This window comes from Streptococcus sp. HSISS2 (genome assembly GCF_000448665.1).
Lineage (GTDB): Bacteria > Bacillota > Bacilli > Lactobacillales > Streptococcaceae > Streptococcus > Streptococcus raffinosi.
Genome location: NZ_CM002133.1, coordinates 256,575 through 270,628, shown reverse-complemented (window position 1 = coordinate 270,628; position 14,054 = coordinate 256,575). Strand labels below are relative to the sequence as shown.

Sequence of the window (14,054 nt, the reverse complement as noted above, 5' to 3'; positions counted from 1 at the left end):
TAGCATATATTCACCAGCAACCTCGAGCTTCATTGCCTGCAAGGTTGCCAGATAAGCCAAATATTGCTCAATGACATCAACAATGGGAACATCGTAAATGTCTACTTCATATTTAGAAACCAGGTGGAGCAACAAATCCAGTGGCCCCTCAAAATCTTTTAACTTAATATCCATTAGGTCTTGTAGTATTTCTCCAAGGTCACTGGACTTTTTAGCCCTAGCAAACGAGCCAGTTCAAAGGCGCCCGTTCCCTTTTCAATCTGTCTAAGAATAAACTGCTGTCGCAAAATCTGTGCGGTGACCCCAGGTAATCCACACGCAGTAACATAAGTCTGAATTTGCTTATACAACCATTGACGAGTGAAGGGCTTACCCAGAAGTAATCCCTGACTATTCTCATTCTGAATCATCAACAAGGATTGCTTCAAAGCGCCATCTAGTCTGAGAACACGCTTAGTGCTTCCCTTGGCCACAGTTACAATACCAAATGCCAAGTCAATATCAGCCCAGTCTAGCTCCAAAAATTCAGAAGGTAGGAGTCCTAACTCTAGAATAAACAGACAAGCTAGTTTACCGGGTCCCTCCTGCCCTTCATAAAGCGCTAAAAGCTCCAGTCTCTCTAGCTTCTCTTCTTGAGTAGACACCCTTGCTATTTCTGAAAGTGTTAAAAATTCAGATAAGTCACCCTTTTGATAGAGGTATCGCAAAAATTGATTAACTGCGGACCGCTTACGCTTTTGTACCGACGGTTTCCAATCCTTCAATTGGTTTTCATAAACCTTGAGGCTAGTTGCATCAATTTGTCCAGAGATTAAGTTGGCAAACTGTTTAAGGTCATAAGCATAGGCCTGCCTTGAACTATCAGAGACGGTCTTGGTACTCAGAAACTCAGTGATCTGAGTTGCCAGTTGTTTTTGGAAGGATGATATAGTCATGTGTAAAGTCATGTAAAAGGCTATTGACTGCCTTGAGAATCGATTTTCGTGTAATAATTCCTTTGAAAATGCCTTGGCTATCAACGACTGGAAGAAAAGGATTATTGACCAACTTATGCATGACCTCATTCAGACTAGCATTATCTTCCACTGTTTCCATAACGTCTGATGTCATCGGTCTAATATCACAGTTAACCATTTCCCACTCTTGCAAGTTGTGTTCTTCTTGATAACGTTTTATATCTGTCAAAGAAATCGTTCCAAGATAGTGTTTATCTTTGGTCAAAACTGGAACACGAGAATACCCGTTACTTGTCAAAAGTAAAACCACATGATTAGCCTTATGGCTATCAATAAAAATGGCAAGCTGATCTAACGGAATCAAATAATTATCCAAATGAGCCAATAAAAAATCTTCAAATTCTTTAGCAATCATCGTTCAAATTCCTGTGTCAGTTCTGGATAAAGCTCATGATCACGTGTGTAATACTCCACACGAATCTTAGCATTGTCTATAAGCACCTTAGCATAAAGCTTAACATTGATAGGCCCTCGTGGCTGCGAAACAGATCCTGGATTGATAAATACTGTTTTACCGTTTCGCCAAGCTGTTGCTGCATGCAAATGCCCATAAAGACAAATATCAGCGTCCTCTTGTTGTGCCCAAAGATCTAACTTATCCCAGGTGAAATTGATACCGTAAAGATGACCATGCGTTTGAGCAATAATCACATCACCAAGTTTAACCACCAAGCGTTCTGGATAACCTGAGTCATAATCACAGTTCCCACGAACCACATAAATACCGTCCCAAACCGGGTCACTTGATTCTAACTCAGAATCCCCATTATGGAAAATAGCGTCTACTTTACCTTGGTAACGCTTCTTAATATCTTCTACAATATCACGATCTCCATGAGAGTCGCTCATTACAATTATTGATTGTTCTGCCATGCTGGAAAAACCTCCATAAGTTTCTTAACAGCCTGACCACGATGCGACTGTTCATTTTTTTCTTCTGACGAAAGCTCTGCTGCCGTCTTACCTGTCTTACCTACTAAAAAGAGAGGGTCATAACCGAAGCCATTGTCACCTTTGGGTTCTCGACCAATGTAGCCCTCCCAGTCTGCCTCAACGACTAGACTATCACGTCCAGGGGCTGCAACCACTAAGGTTGTATGGAACTGAGCTGAGCGTTTATCATCATCAAGCACCATGGCGAGCTCATGTAATAACTTAGCATTATTCTCAGCATCGGTCGCATCAGGACCTGCAAATCGAGCAGACCAAACTCCAGGCAAGCCCCCAAGAATATCAACCTTCAATCCTGAATCATCTGAAAGCACCATTTTACCAGTTAACTCAGAAATCGTTTCTGCCTTCAAACGAGCGTTTTCCTCAAAGGTTGTGCCTGTTTCAGCAACTTCAGGTAAGTCTGGATAATCATTAAGATTTTCTACCGTAATACCGAGTTTTCCAAAAAGTTTACGAAACTCCTTAGTTTTTCCTTCATTACGTGTTGCAATCAACAAAACGTCGCCAAATGTGGACTGACTCTTAGAACCAAGGAAATCTTCCATAGCGACTCCTTCTTTAGGCACATGGACATAGACAAGTTTTTCACCTTCACTGACGAGTAAGACACCTTGATGTTGCGTAACAGCCAAATCGCGACCAGTATTCTCCTTCAAACTGTCTAAGATAAAAGACACCAAGCGAAGATCTGATGAGTGCTTAACAATATGCAACTGGAAGCCACTAACAGCAAGTGCATTTGTCAATCCCTGGAAAAAATCAACATACTGTTCATAAGCCTCATCGCCACCAAAACAGGTCAACTGATTGTAACTGCCAAAACTAGCCAAGTACCAGTCTTGCTCATCTTTATATTCAAAAATTGATTTAGTCATTTTCTAACTCCTTGTCCAGATCTACGTGCTGAACAGTAACGGCTTCACCTAGCCATTGATCCGCAATTTCTTTAAAACCTCGCACACTGGCTGTGGTGTAATATTCTTCTGTCTTATCTTCAACTTCACGACTACGATTAATCTCAAAATAATTGAGCAAAACGGATACATCACGAACAGTCTCAGCACCGCTATCAATTAACTTGACACTTGGTCCCATGACATTTTGGATAATAGGGCGTAATAGTGGGTAATGGGTACAACCCAAGACCAAGGTATCTACCTTACCGACTAAGGGCGCCATGCTTTCGTAGACAATCTTTTTAGCCACACTTGATTTAATCTCATTGGATTCAACAATGGGGGCAAAGCGAGGACAAGGCAAACTCAAAACAGCCATCTGTGGTGCCAAACGTTTGATTTTTTGTTCATAGATGTTAGAGGCAATCGTCATAGGGGTGCCAATCACACCAATTTTGCCAGACTGACTAGACTTAATAGCTGCACTAGACCCTGGCAGAACCACACCCAACACTGGTATATCCAAGGCTTCTTTGATTTCTTCCCAAACCACTGCCGTTGCTGTATTACAGGCAATAACAATCATCTTGACATTTTTAGTCAGAAGGAACCTAACCAACTGCCAGGTATACTCTCTGATTTGTTCCGCTGGTCTTGGACCATACGGGGCTCTAGCAGAGTCGCCAATATAGACGACAGACTCATGAGGCAACTGACGTTTAAGCTCACGTACCACCGTCAGGCCTCCGACGCCAGAATCCAAAAATCCTATAGGTCGATTATCCATCTTGCCTCCTTATCCCCTTACGTTACATGTAAAAAGCTGAGATTCACGTCCCAGCTCCCCACCATTATTTTTCTTTTTCTTGCTATTCGCAAGTGCTTGTTTTTGTTGCTTGATAATTTGGTTATATGTTTGACGTACCCTTGCCTCATTAGGTTTTTGTCCTGCTGCAGACATCATGGTACGAACAGCGTCCACATTCAAACGAGGATTTTCAGCTAACTCTTTCTCCATTTGTTTGCGGGCAAAATAGGCGCCTCCGTAGAAGCCAGCCAAGAGGGCTACAAAAACAAGAATAATCCAAAGGACGGTGTTCATAAATTCTATTCTCCTATAACGTTAATTATTTCCTATTATAGCAAAAATGCCACTTACTGACAAATAAGACGATGGTTTCTAAACCACCAAAAAATTTTTTGACTAAAATACTAGTAAAATGAGAGTTTCAGTTTATTTTACTTACAACTGTAAAGGACTTGTAAGATTTCTAGAAAAAAATAGGTTATTATATAGGTTGTAGAATTATTATTATGTTTATATAAAGGGGTTTATTTATGCTAAAGGAAGCAACTATTTCCGAACGAAAAATTGTCAACGCATTTATTGAACTCTTAGAAGAGAGTTCACTAGAACAAATCAGCATCACAGACATCATCAAGAAGGCTAATCTTAGCAGACCAACCTTCTACTACTACTATTCAAATAAAGAGGATTTGGTTGAGACCACCTTCTCAAAAATTTTAGATAACGTCTCAAGCATTTTGCAAGAAGACATGACTTACCAAGAAGGTGTTGTCACTGAGATGCTACATTATCTTAAGGACAATCGCAAACTATGTCTCACACTAATGACGCATATTCCCAACATCAATGGAATGATCCGTGAATTCATTATCGAGACTATCCTTAACTCTGATATTGAAAACGTCACAGAGCTTATGGAACAAAGCTATCATATCCCAGCCAAGTATTCATTGGAAGTTTACGTTAGCACTATTGTTACCATTCTGACACTTTGGCTCAAGGAAGACTGTATCGAATCTCCTGAGGAGTTAGCAGATATCATTCTTGAAGCTGTTATCATTAAAGTAAAATAAGCTAGAGCCTTATAGGCCTAGCTTATTTTTGTTAGATTTCAAAATCAAAACCGTCAAGTGTCGCAAAGTAATCATTCATGGTCTCAGCACGACGAATCATGCGAGCTGTTCCATCTTCTTGATAAAGGATTTCCGCAGAGCGAAGACGACCATTATAGTTGTAACCCATTGAGAAGCCGTGGGCACCAGTGTCATGGATAACCAAAGTATCTCCAATACGAGCTTCTGGCAATTCACGGTTCTTAGCAAACTTATCATTATTTTCACAAAGCGAACCTGTCACATCAACTACTTGAATCTCGCCATTGGGATTGGTCATATTAGTGATGTGGTGGTAGGCATCATACATAGCTGGACGGAGCAAGTTAACCGCAGACGCATCGACACCTACATAACGACGATAAGTGTCCTTAATGTGAAGAACTTTAGTTACTACGAGACCATGAGGCGCTGTCATGTAGCGACCAAGTTCAGTATAAATACTGATGTGACCTAGACCATTTGGAACCAAAATCTCATCAAATTTAGCGTGGACGCCCTCACCAATAGCTGCAATATCATTTTGTTTGTTAGCCGGAGTATAGTCGACTCCAACACCACCAGACAAGTTAATAAAATCAAGACTGACACCTAATTCGTTCTTGATTTCTACAGCCAATTCAAATAGCTGAGCAGCTAAGGTTGGATAGTACTCATTAGTGACGGTATTAGATGCTAAAAAGGCGTGCAAGCCAAATGATTTAACTCCTTTTTCTTTGAGGTAGGCATAACCCTTAAAGAGTTGTTCCTTAGTCATCCCAAATTTAGATTCTTCAGGATGGTCCATAATGTCTGTACCAAGAGAAAAGACACCACCTGGATTAAAACGCAAAGAAAGGGTCTCTGGAAGTCCCGCAACTTCTTCTAAAAAGAAAATATCTTCGTAAGCATCAAGGTTAATTGTCGCATCAATGTTACGAGCATATACAAATTCTTCAGCACGTGTGTCATTAGAAGTAAAACTAATCGCAGTGTTATCAAACCCAATTTTCTTACTCATGACAAGCTCTGTATCTGTTGCACAGTCCACTCCACAGCCTTCTTCCTTCAAGATTCTGAGGATTGCTGGATTAGGTGTTGCCTTGACAGCAAAGAATTCTTTAAAACCTGGATTCCATGAAAAGGCTGCATTTACAGCACGTGCTGTCTCACGAATGCCTTTTTCATCGTAAAGATGAAAAGGTGTTGGAAATTCTGCAGTAATCTGTTCAAGTTTATCTGCCGTAATAAAAGGTGTTTTTGTCATTTTATTCTCCATTTTTTTGCATAAGTAACCTTATTATAGCATAAGAAAAGGTTTGAAAACCAAAATTCTAATCATCTTGATGGGGTTTTCATGTTACAATAGACATATCACTTAAACAAAAAAATGGGAGATTATTTATGAAAAAATATCTTTACTCTGGGGCACTTGCTCTAGCAACCATCTTGACATTATCAGCATGTGCCAAGCCAAAACTCGATGCCAAGTTATCTGTTAATGATGTCGTTCAGATGTCAGGAAGCAACCTCAAACTTAAGGATAACCAAAGTCTGATTGAAGTATCTTTTAAACTTGAGAATACTTCTGAAGATATGGAAAAAGATTTGAAAACATCTGCTAAACAATTCTACCTCAAAGATAAAGATGGTAAAAAAGTCACAGCAAGTAAGCTTGACAAGAGTGACCTACCTTCTCTCTTTAAGAAGAATAAGGACGTCAAGGACGCTACGGATGATTTTGGAAAAGTTGAATCAGACGACTATAAGTCTGCATCCCTCTTCTTCGAAGTTAAAAACAACCAAACCTATAAACTATACTTTGAATCTAAAGATGAAAAAACCGAGGGCGAAACTGTTTCTACCGACCTAAAAGGCTTTGACGGTAACGCAACTACTAATGTTAAAAAGGCTGTAGATGCATATTTCAGTGCTGTTCTTCTAGGCGGAAAGAGTAAGGACTACAGCAAGTTTGTCTCTAACGATTTAGACAAGTCTAAAGGCGAACTCAGCCAATATTTCTCAGATCACCTTCAATACAGTTATGAAGGAACTGGCAATATCAAACCAACTGGAGATGAAGTTCCAAAAGTTTTCGACTGGGTTCAGACTGCTAACCGTGAGCGTGGTCATTATACTGTTGACAATATTATTGTTACTAAGGATAAGGCAGAATTTAACCTTGATTTGTCAACCATTAGTATGAAAGAAGCTGACGATGCCTATGTTACTAGCCATCCAAATCTCACAGATGAGCTTAAAAACTATCTGCAAGGTAAGGGAGCTAACGCTGATAATGTCGACCAATTGACCAAGCAATACTACATGGAAACTTACTTGCCTAATTCAATCAAAGAAGTCAATCCATCAACGCCAAAAACTGAAGGAACTAATGTATTTGATGGTTATTCAGTCGAACTAACCAAAAAAGATGATAAATGGACCTTCCCAGATAAAGAAAACTATGTAGGAAATTGGGAACACTACCCTCTCTTCTATGCATACACAGGGCAACAAGGAACACTTACAAGTTATCGTTAATCATCAAAAAAATCAGCCGTTTGGCTGATTTTTTTAACTAGTCACGACTTGCAAAGAGTCGTAAGATATTTAAGAATAGGTTAATAAAATCTAAGTAGAGACTCAACGCCATTGAAACCGCCCAGCCATCTGAGACCTGACCATTCATAGCGTAATAAACCTTTTTAATCATTTGGTTATCATAAGCAATTAATCCAGAAAAAATGAGGACCGATATAATACTAATGATGAAGCTCATTGTACCACTTGCTAAAAAATGTTTACCAAGCTGGCAACAATAATCCCAATCAAGGCTGCCATAAGGAATTTAGCCATTCCTGACAAATCACGTTTTACAGAAATACCAATAAGTGACATGGTAAAGAAGACAATCGCAGTACTAATGAAGGCTTGAAAAACAGTAGCCTGCGTGTATTGGACAATGATAAAACTTAATGTAAAACCATTCAAAGCTGAATAAACTAAGAATAACGGCAGGGCCGCAGGTGTATTCTTTCGTGCAGCACCACTAGCCAAAAAAACCAGAGCTAACTCAACAAAAATGGCTGCCATATAAACCCAAGAATAGTTCATGAGAATATTAACAAAAAGATGTGAGAAGGGGCCCAACATTAAATAAGAAATGACTGCTGATAGACCTACTCCCATACCAACAAGGCCATAAATTTTTCCGAAAAAGCGGTTTAATCCCGCATCACTAGTTGTATAAATTGCATTGGATTCCATAAATATCTCCTTAAAATAATAAATTAATGGTGGTGACTTTGTAGCGCCTTACGACGAAAATGCTTACGATTTTTAATTCGGTTTCGTAAGGGTGTCGCCGCTTCCTTAACCGCCCAATACTTATCTACCATGGTAACAATATAAGATTCCTTATATTTTGGTGGGGCAATCGTTGCTCCCCACATATGCTTGAGGATAATGTCCTCTTCTTTTTTGTTTAGATTAACAAGCTTCCTAGCGTTACGCACAGCAATACGTGGATGCACCCAAGCATGACTCTTATTAAATTTGGTCACCCGCCAATCATAATAGAAAAAGTCATGTAAAAGACCACCACGAGCAGTACTCTTAGCATCCCAGCCAAATTTTTTAGCAATCTTGTAGCTGGTATAACTAACATTGACCGAGTGTTTCAAACGTGTCGAATGGTGATGCTGTACAATTCCATCCAATTTTTGAAAACGTGGGTGTGAGATCAAATGTCCCACAACTTCCATGAATTCTTTATCGTCTTCTGGTCGTTTCATAATAATACCTCATTAACGTTTCTAATGCTTCTTCATTATACCACTAGAGCTTAAATTTACTTTAAAAGGTGCGCCTTTTTCGTCTAAAATCATCCCTGAGACCTAGAGACTAAACATGAGGATTCCTGCTGCCACAGCAACATTTAAGCTTTCTGCTTGACCTGGCATATTAATATGTACAAGTTGATTCGCAGACTCAGCCATATCCTGACTAATTCCCTGGCCCTCATTTCCCATCACTAGGGCAAAATTGCCATCTGTCTTAACTGCTCTATAGTCAACGGAAACAGTTGAAAGTGTCGTTGCCAGGATGGGAAAACCTTGTTTTTGGCAAGTCTCAATCATCTCAAAAATTGGTCCGCGATAGATTGGTAGGTGAAAATGACTTCCCTGCATGGAACGTAGAGTCTTCTGATTATAAATATCAGCCGATTTGTCCGACAAAAAACTCCGTCATAACCCGCTGCATCTGCTGTACGAATCATTGTTCCAACATTTCCAGGATCCTGCACATCCTCCAAGAGAAGATACTTACCTGAAAGAGACTCTGGCAGACTCTGAGATTCTTTAGCAACTTCTGCCACGATTCCCTGAGGCGTCTGAGTTTCACAGAGCTCCTTAAGTACCTCGGGGCTGACTAACTTGACCTTAGATACATCTACCACACGATCTGCCATCTCCTCAAGCACGAAAACTTGAAGAATCTCAGCACCACTTGCTTTGGCCTCCTCAAAAAGATGCCATCCTTCTAAAAGATAGCTAGTTTTACGATGCTTGCCTTGCAATAATTTTCTAGCAGTCTTAATGCTAGCATTTTGCTTTGATTGAATGATTTCCATACCCTCATTATAGCAAAAATTCCTTGATAAATCTTGGGCTTGACCGACTTTATAGCAAGGATTATACTAAAAGAAAGAGCTTTCAAATAGGAGGTCATAGACCATGCAAAAAGTAAGATTAATTGTCTCAGGAAGGGTGCAAGGCGTTGGCTTTCGCTACTCAACTTATGCCTTGGCATTAGAAATCGGTGACATCTACGGCCGGGTCTGGAATAACGATGACGGGACAGTTGAAATTCTAGCACAATCTGACCAGCCTGCCAAATTGGCCAAATTTATTCAAGAAGTTCGAAAGGGACCTTCAAAATGGTCTAAGGTGACCTACGTTGATGTCACCATGGCTAACTTCTCTAATTACAGTGATTTTCGCATGGCCAATTAAGATAGGACTATCATTTTTAGCTTGTTCTCTTTCCTAAAAAAGGGTAAAATAGACAGGTATAACTAAAAACAAAAGGAATGATATTGTGAATAAAAATCAAAAACGACTAGCCCTCATGGGGCTTGCTACCAGCATGCTTTTCTTCCTATCAGGATGTGTGAGCCTTGATAAATCTGGTAATCCTACTGGTTGGGTCTGGAACCTTCTTGGTCGCCCAATGAGCCACATCATCACCTACTTTGCAAATAATCTAGGACTTGGGTTTGGACTTGGTATCGTCTTCGTAACCATCATTGTTCGTTTGATTATCTTGCCACTTGGTCTTCATCAATCTCGTGGTGCAGCCTACCAAGCCGCAAAACGTGAATACCTTGCACCTATCTTGGAACCAATCAACGAACGTTTGCGCAATGCTAAAACTCAAGAAGAAAAGATGGCTGCCCAATCTGAACTCATGCAGGCTCAACGTGAAAATGGTGTCAGCTTGATGGGGGCGTTGGTTGTCTGCCTTTATTGATTCAACTTCCATTTTTCTCAGCTCTCTACTATGCTGCTCGTTACACTCCTGGTGTACTACATGATCACTTCCTCTGGTTTAATCTTAATAGCCGTGACTTCCCATTGATCATCATTATTGCTGCCCTTTACTACTTCCAATCTTGGTTGTCTATTCAACAAGTTCCTGAGGAACAACGTAAGCAAATGGCAGTAACTATGTACAGTATGCCAATCATGATGATTGTCTTTGGTATCAGCTCTCCTGCAGCTGTAATCCTCTACTGGTTTGTCGGTGGTATCTTCTCTATTATCCAACAATTGATTACCAACTATGTTATTAAGCCTCGCTTGCAAGAAAAGGTTGCTGAAGAGTTTGCAAAGAATCCTCCAAAAGCACCTCGTAAAACACCAGGCACTCGCAAAGATGTGACACCTAAAAATACTCAAGCTATTGCTAATAAACCAAAGAAAAACCGTAACGCCGGTAAGCAAAATCGAAAATAATGCATCAACTCTCTTGGCAATTCCGAGAGAGTTTTTCTTATGTTATTTTGAGGCATACCTTATTAGCCATTCTTTAGATTACATCTATATTAACAGCAAACAAAAGCCCTTCCTAGGAAGAGCTACGTTAGCTTAGGCTGTTTTTTCAACGCTAAGAATCTCAACAGAATAACTACCCGCTGGTGACTCGATAGCTACCTTATCTCCAACTTTCTTACCAATCAAGGCTTGAGCAATTGGACTTTCATTTGAAATCTTACCTGAGAAGATGTCGGCACCAGCTGCACCAACAATATGATAGGTATCTTTATCGCTTGTACCAACTTCTTGAACGACTACTGTTTTACCAATAGCAACTTCATCATTCGCAACAGCGTCACTATCAACAATCTCTGCATAACGAATTTTTGTTTCAAGAATTTGAATTTGACCTTCAACAAAAGCTTGTTCATCTTTAGCTGCTTCATACTCAGAGTTTTCTGAAAGGTCTCCGTAAGAACGGGCCACCTTGATACGTTCTACAACCTCTGGACGACGGACGAGTTTATACTCCTCCAATTCTGCTTCAAGTTGTTCTTTCTCTGCTAGGGTCATTACATATGTTTTTCTGCCATGTTTATCTCTTTTCTATTGTTGTTAAGCCGATTGGCTTGGGAAACAAGATTACTACTTGTTTCCTTGATTTTGATTAGTCAATGAGACTATTTATCTTTTATCTTGCTATTAATATAAGTTTCAACATTATGTTGATGGTCTTCATAATTTTCCGCAAAATAGACACTTCCATTGGTCACGTCTGCTACAAAGTACATATACTTAGAAGATGATGGATTAATCACTGCTTCAATCGCTGATAGACTCGGACTGTCTACAGGACCTGGCATCAACCCCTTATGAACATAATCATTATAAGGAGAGTCAATACTTGTGTCAATGTTTGCATCTTCCTTTAGAGTCGTCTCTTGCCCAAGTTTTCCAAGGGCATAAAGAACTGCGATGTTACTTTGCAAGGCCATGTCTGAGCTAAGACGATTATAGAAGACGCTAGCAATGTTTTTACGGTCATCATCCGTAGCTCCCTCTTTTTCAACGAGAGATGCCAGGGTCAAAACTTCATTTACATTATGATTACTTGATGAAATCGTAGCATAGTAAGGCGATAGATAAGTGTTCATCGTAGACAACATTTCCTCTGCTAAAGATTCCACCGTTGTATCATCATGGATATTATAAGTTGCTGGGAATAAATAACCTTCAAGAACATATTTAGCCTGGTTAGAGTCCGGAAGATTAGCCAACAAGGTTGGATACTTGGTTTTCATCTTAGAAATGAAAGCATCATCCTTCATAAGTTTCAAGAAGTCTTTAGCCTTTAGTCCAGTCGATGATTTTTACCCTTTTTAGCTGATGAATTAACTTCTACTGCCTTGGCGATTTGATCAATCGTATATCCTTCTTTAACCAAGACTGTGCCAAGAGATGGCTCCTGAGGTTTATCACTTCCTTTTTTCTGAAGGGCCTCAATAATTTCATCCATGGTCATGCTGGCTTGGAGGTTATAGTAACCACTTTTTAGATTTGAAACATTCTTAAACTTGGTATAGTAATTAAAGACCTTACCAGACTTAATAACACCAGCTGATTCTAGGAGTTGACCGATGTAACTACTACCTGAATTTTTAGGAATTTCAACACTGATAAACTTAGTAGAATTAGCATCCTTTGCCCCTACAGCTTGACTAACGTAACGGTAACCAAAGAAACCTGCTAGTGACAAGATAAGAATCAAGAAGATAATAATATTTCGTGCAATCTTCCCAGCACGACGGTTATTCTTATTACGCTTTTGATTTCGGTTAGAACGTGAAATTGGCTCTTCGTCGTCAACTTTATCAGGGATGGCATCTTTCTGCGAAGCCTTTTTCTTTTTGTTTTCTTACGCTTTTTCTTTTCAGGTTTATCAGAAGCTGTTAGAGCAATGCTCTCATCCTCCTCTTTGTCTTTAGTGACTGCATCTGGCTGAGTCTCCTCTGGTACAGCGTTATCACTTGTCACCTGATGTTCTTTCAAGAAATCTTCTTTTTAAGATCTGAGGTCATCTTGGCCTCCAATTCTTTAGGGTCTGTGTAAATAGCTTCTTTAGACTTAGCTTCAATGAGCTCCTGAGCAACATCTGCAGGGATGTATTCCTCCTCAGAGGCCGCATCAAGACTTGTTTCCCAAACTGGACGTTGGAAACGACGTTTCGAAGTTACCTTGGGTTGAGGAATATCGGTAATCTTCTCCTCATTAAGTGGTTCTTTTAGGCTAGATACTGATTTTGAATGACTGTCAGCTCCTAAGGACTCAGCTTGAGACTGAGAAGACAAACTAACACTCCCTTGGACATCTGGTTTCGACTCAGAAGTCATAGATTTAGCTGTATCACTGTCAGAAACAGCATGCGAACTAAAATCTTGGTTACTTACTTTATTAGATGCTGATTCCGTATGAGTATTTTGGCTGTCAGCTGACGTTGAAAGTGGTGTCTTGGGCATAGTTGCACTTTTATTATGCTCCTCCTCACGAAGAGAACGGAGCCGTGTTGCTTCTTGTAAATCTCGAAGAATCTGATGTTTAAAACTTAAACTATCTTCAACAGATTCCGAGTGTTCATTAAACTTGTCCGTCAAGGCATACCTCCTCTATAGTAACAAACGCCATTATATCTTAAAAAGTCAGTTAATGCAAATCAATTAGCCCTTTGTCACAGTAACTTAATACTGAAATCACTGGGATTTAGACTTTTCCCAGACCAAATTGTACCATGAGCTACCTCCATGATTTGATTCTGATTCTCCCTCATCAGTGAAACCATTCATTTCATAATAAACAATAAGATAATCATGACAAGTCAAACTAATCCCTTGACGCTTTTGTGCAATAGCCAGATCTTTAAGTGCTGCAATTAAGGCCGTCCCAACACCCTGCCCTTTAAACTCTTTTGAGACAGATAAACTAGTGACTGCGATAAAACCTCCTTCACTGGCATTCGGAGTTACCTTATGAAACAAGTCGTCTGTTAAGTAACGCTTATCAATTACAGGTCCTTCGATATAACCAGCCACCTTACCATCAATCTCAGCAATTAAGAAGGTATCACAAATAGTCTCTAGGCGCTCTAAAATAGCCCCTGGTGTTGCAGCCTCTTCAGGCGAAAAATTGTCCTGTTCAATACGAACCACATCGGCCCAGTCTTCCTTTCGGGCGTGTCGAATAAGCATATCAATTTC

13 protein-coding genes and 5 pseudogenes are annotated in these 14,054 nt (G+C 39.9%); 4 read left to right on the top strand and 14 right to left on the bottom strand.

Annotation, left to right across the window (positions count from 1 at the left end):
* The 7 genes from HSISS2_RS01370 to HSISS2_RS01340 form a co-directional block, all read right to left on the bottom strand.
* Window positions 1-174 (bottom strand): segregation/condensation protein A (locus HSISS2_RS01370; RefSeq protein WP_042766882.1); only part of this gene is annotated, 174 nt, incomplete at its 3' end.
* Window positions 174-935, bottom strand: coding sequence for a site-specific tyrosine recombinase XerD (gene xerD / locus HSISS2_RS01365; protein WP_021144999.1), 762 nt, complete (start codon window positions 933-935; stop codon window positions 174-176). The genes HSISS2_RS01370 and xerD, both read right to left, overlap by 1 nt.
* On the bottom strand, window positions 889-1,371 hold the full coding sequence (gene cbpB / locus HSISS2_RS01360) for a cyclic-di-AMP-binding protein CbpB (RefSeq protein ID WP_021144998.1): 483 nt from the start codon (window positions 1,369-1,371) through the stop codon (window positions 889-891). Before cbpB ends, xerD begins: the two co-directional genes overlap by 47 nt.
* Complete coding sequence (locus tag HSISS2_RS01355; RefSeq protein WP_004183713.1) at window positions 1,368-1,889, bottom strand: metallophosphoesterase; 522 nt, start codon at window positions 1,887-1,889, stop codon at window positions 1,368-1,370. The genes cbpB and HSISS2_RS01355 overlap by 4 nt, the downstream gene beginning before the upstream one ends.
* Entirely contained in the window at window positions 1,871-2,845 is a 975-nt protein-coding gene (locus HSISS2_RS01350) for a nucleoside-triphosphate diphosphatase (protein WP_021144997.1), read from the bottom strand. Before HSISS2_RS01350 ends, HSISS2_RS01355 begins: the two co-directional genes overlap by 19 nt.
* A complete protein-coding gene (gene racE, locus HSISS2_RS01345) occupies window positions 2,838-3,653 on the bottom strand; it encodes a glutamate racemase (protein ID WP_008535826.1) in 816 nt (271 codons plus the stop codon). Before racE ends, HSISS2_RS01350 begins: the two co-directional genes overlap by 8 nt.
* A gap of 9 nt (window positions 3,654-3,662) precedes the next feature.
* On the bottom strand, window positions 3,663-3,968 hold the full coding sequence (locus HSISS2_RS01340) for a YneF family protein (protein WP_021144996.1): 306 nt from the start codon (window positions 3,966-3,968) through the stop codon (window positions 3,663-3,665).
* A gap of 236 nt (window positions 3,969-4,204) precedes the next feature.
* On the opposite strand from HSISS2_RS01340, the gene HSISS2_RS01335 reads away from it, so the two are divergent.
* Entirely contained in the window at window positions 4,205-4,747 is a 543-nt protein-coding gene (locus HSISS2_RS01335) for a TetR/AcrR family transcriptional regulator (RefSeq protein WP_021144995.1), read from the top strand.
* 31 nt (window positions 4,748-4,778) lie between these two features.
* Here the strand turns inward: HSISS2_RS01335 and HSISS2_RS01330 are convergent, their stop codons facing one another.
* Window positions 4,779-6,032 carry a diaminopimelate decarboxylase gene (locus HSISS2_RS01330; RefSeq protein WP_004183718.1) on the bottom strand — a complete coding sequence of 418 codons (1,254 nt, stop codon included), beginning with the start codon at window positions 6,030-6,032 and terminating at the stop codon, window positions 4,779-4,781.
* Between the two features lie 137 nt (window positions 6,033-6,169).
* Here HSISS2_RS01330 and HSISS2_RS01325 point away from each other — a divergent pair, with 137 nt between their 5' ends.
* The gene (locus tag HSISS2_RS01325; protein ID WP_021144994.1) at window positions 6,170-7,306 is read left to right on the top strand and encodes a DUF5105 domain-containing protein; all 1,137 of its coding nucleotides are present in this window, start codon (window positions 6,170-6,172) and stop codon (window positions 7,304-7,306) included.
* Window positions 7,307-7,343: 37 nt separating this feature from the next.
* Here HSISS2_RS01325 and HSISS2_RS01320 read toward each other — a convergent pair.
* From HSISS2_RS01320 to HSISS2_RS01310, 3 genes and pseudogenes are all read right to left on the bottom strand, one after another.
* Window positions 7,344-7,954, bottom strand: a pseudogene (locus HSISS2_RS01320) (Bax inhibitor-1/YccA family protein).
* A 101-nt stretch (window positions 7,955-8,055) separates the two neighbouring features.
* Window positions 8,056-8,559, bottom strand: coding sequence for an HD domain-containing protein (locus HSISS2_RS01315; RefSeq protein ID WP_004183722.1), 504 nt, complete (start codon window positions 8,557-8,559; stop codon window positions 8,056-8,058).
* A gap of 102 nt (window positions 8,560-8,661) precedes the next feature.
* Window positions 8,662-9,398 (bottom strand): annotated as a pseudogene (locus HSISS2_RS01310) (RNA methyltransferase).
* Between the two features lie 103 nt (window positions 9,399-9,501).
* Here HSISS2_RS01310 and HSISS2_RS01305 point away from each other — a divergent pair.
* Entirely contained in the window at window positions 9,502-9,780 is a 279-nt protein-coding gene (locus HSISS2_RS01305; RefSeq protein ID WP_004183724.1) for an acylphosphatase, read from the top strand.
* A gap of 85 nt (window positions 9,781-9,865) precedes the next feature.
* Window positions 9,866-10,782 (top strand): annotated as a pseudogene (yidC, locus tag HSISS2_RS01300) (membrane protein insertase YidC).
* 132 nt (window positions 10,783-10,914) lie between these two features.
* Here yidC and greA read toward each other — a convergent pair.
* The 3 genes and pseudogenes from greA to HSISS2_RS01285 form a co-directional block, all read right to left on the bottom strand.
* Window positions 10,915-11,388 (bottom strand): annotated as a pseudogene (gene greA / locus HSISS2_RS01295) (transcription elongation factor GreA); the annotation flags it as partial.
* Between the two features lie 95 nt (window positions 11,389-11,483).
* Window positions 11,484-13,454: pseudogene (gene mltG / locus HSISS2_RS12150) on the bottom strand (endolytic transglycosylase MltG).
* A gap of 96 nt (window positions 13,455-13,550) precedes the next feature.
* On the bottom strand, window positions 13,551-14,045 hold the full coding sequence (locus tag HSISS2_RS01285) for a GNAT family N-acetyltransferase (RefSeq protein WP_021144983.1): 495 nt from the start codon (window positions 14,043-14,045) through the stop codon (window positions 13,551-13,553).
* Window positions 14,046-14,054 lie beyond the last annotated feature (9 nt).

Bases quoted from the DNA above. Each gene is read 5' to 3' on its own strand.
- xerD (WP_021144999.1), bottom strand. From the start codon at position 935: ATGACTATATCATCCTTCCAAAAACAACTGGCAACTCAGATCACTGAG.
- cbpB (WP_021144998.1), bottom strand. From the start codon at position 1,371: ATGATTGCTAAAGAATTTGAAGATTTTTTATTGGCTCATTTGGATAAT.
- HSISS2_RS01355 (WP_004183713.1), bottom strand. From the start codon at position 1,889: ATGGCAGAACAATCAATAATTGTAATGAGCGACTCTCATGGAGATCGT.
- HSISS2_RS01350 (WP_021144997.1), bottom strand. From the start codon at position 2,845: ATGACTAAATCAATTTTTGAATATAAAGATGAGCAAGACTGGTACTTG.
- racE (WP_008535826.1), bottom strand. From the start codon at position 3,653: ATGGATAATCGACCTATAGGATTTTTGGATTCTGGCGTCGGAGGCCTG.
- HSISS2_RS01340 (WP_021144996.1), bottom strand. From the start codon at position 3,968: ATGAACACCGTCCTTTGGATTATTCTTGTTTTTGTAGCCCTCTTGGCT.
- HSISS2_RS01335 (WP_021144995.1), top strand. From the start codon at position 4,205: ATGCTAAAGGAAGCAACTATTTCCGAACGAAAAATTGTCAACGCATTT.
- HSISS2_RS01330 (WP_004183718.1), bottom strand. From the start codon at position 6,032: ATGACAAAAACACCTTTTATTACGGCAGATAAACTTGAACAGATTACT.
- HSISS2_RS01325 (WP_021144994.1), top strand. From the start codon at position 6,170: ATGAAAAAATATCTTTACTCTGGGGCACTTGCTCTAGCAACCATCTTG.
- HSISS2_RS01315 (WP_004183722.1), bottom strand. From the start codon at position 8,559: ATGAAACGACCAGAAGACGATAAAGAATTCATGGAAGTTGTGGGACAT.
- HSISS2_RS01305 (WP_004183724.1), top strand. From the start codon at position 9,502: ATGCAAAAAGTAAGATTAATTGTCTCAGGAAGGGTGCAAGGCGTTGGC.
- HSISS2_RS01285 (WP_021144983.1), bottom strand. From the start codon at position 14,045: ATGCTTATTCGACACGCCCGAAAGGAAGACTGGGCCGATGTGGTTCGT.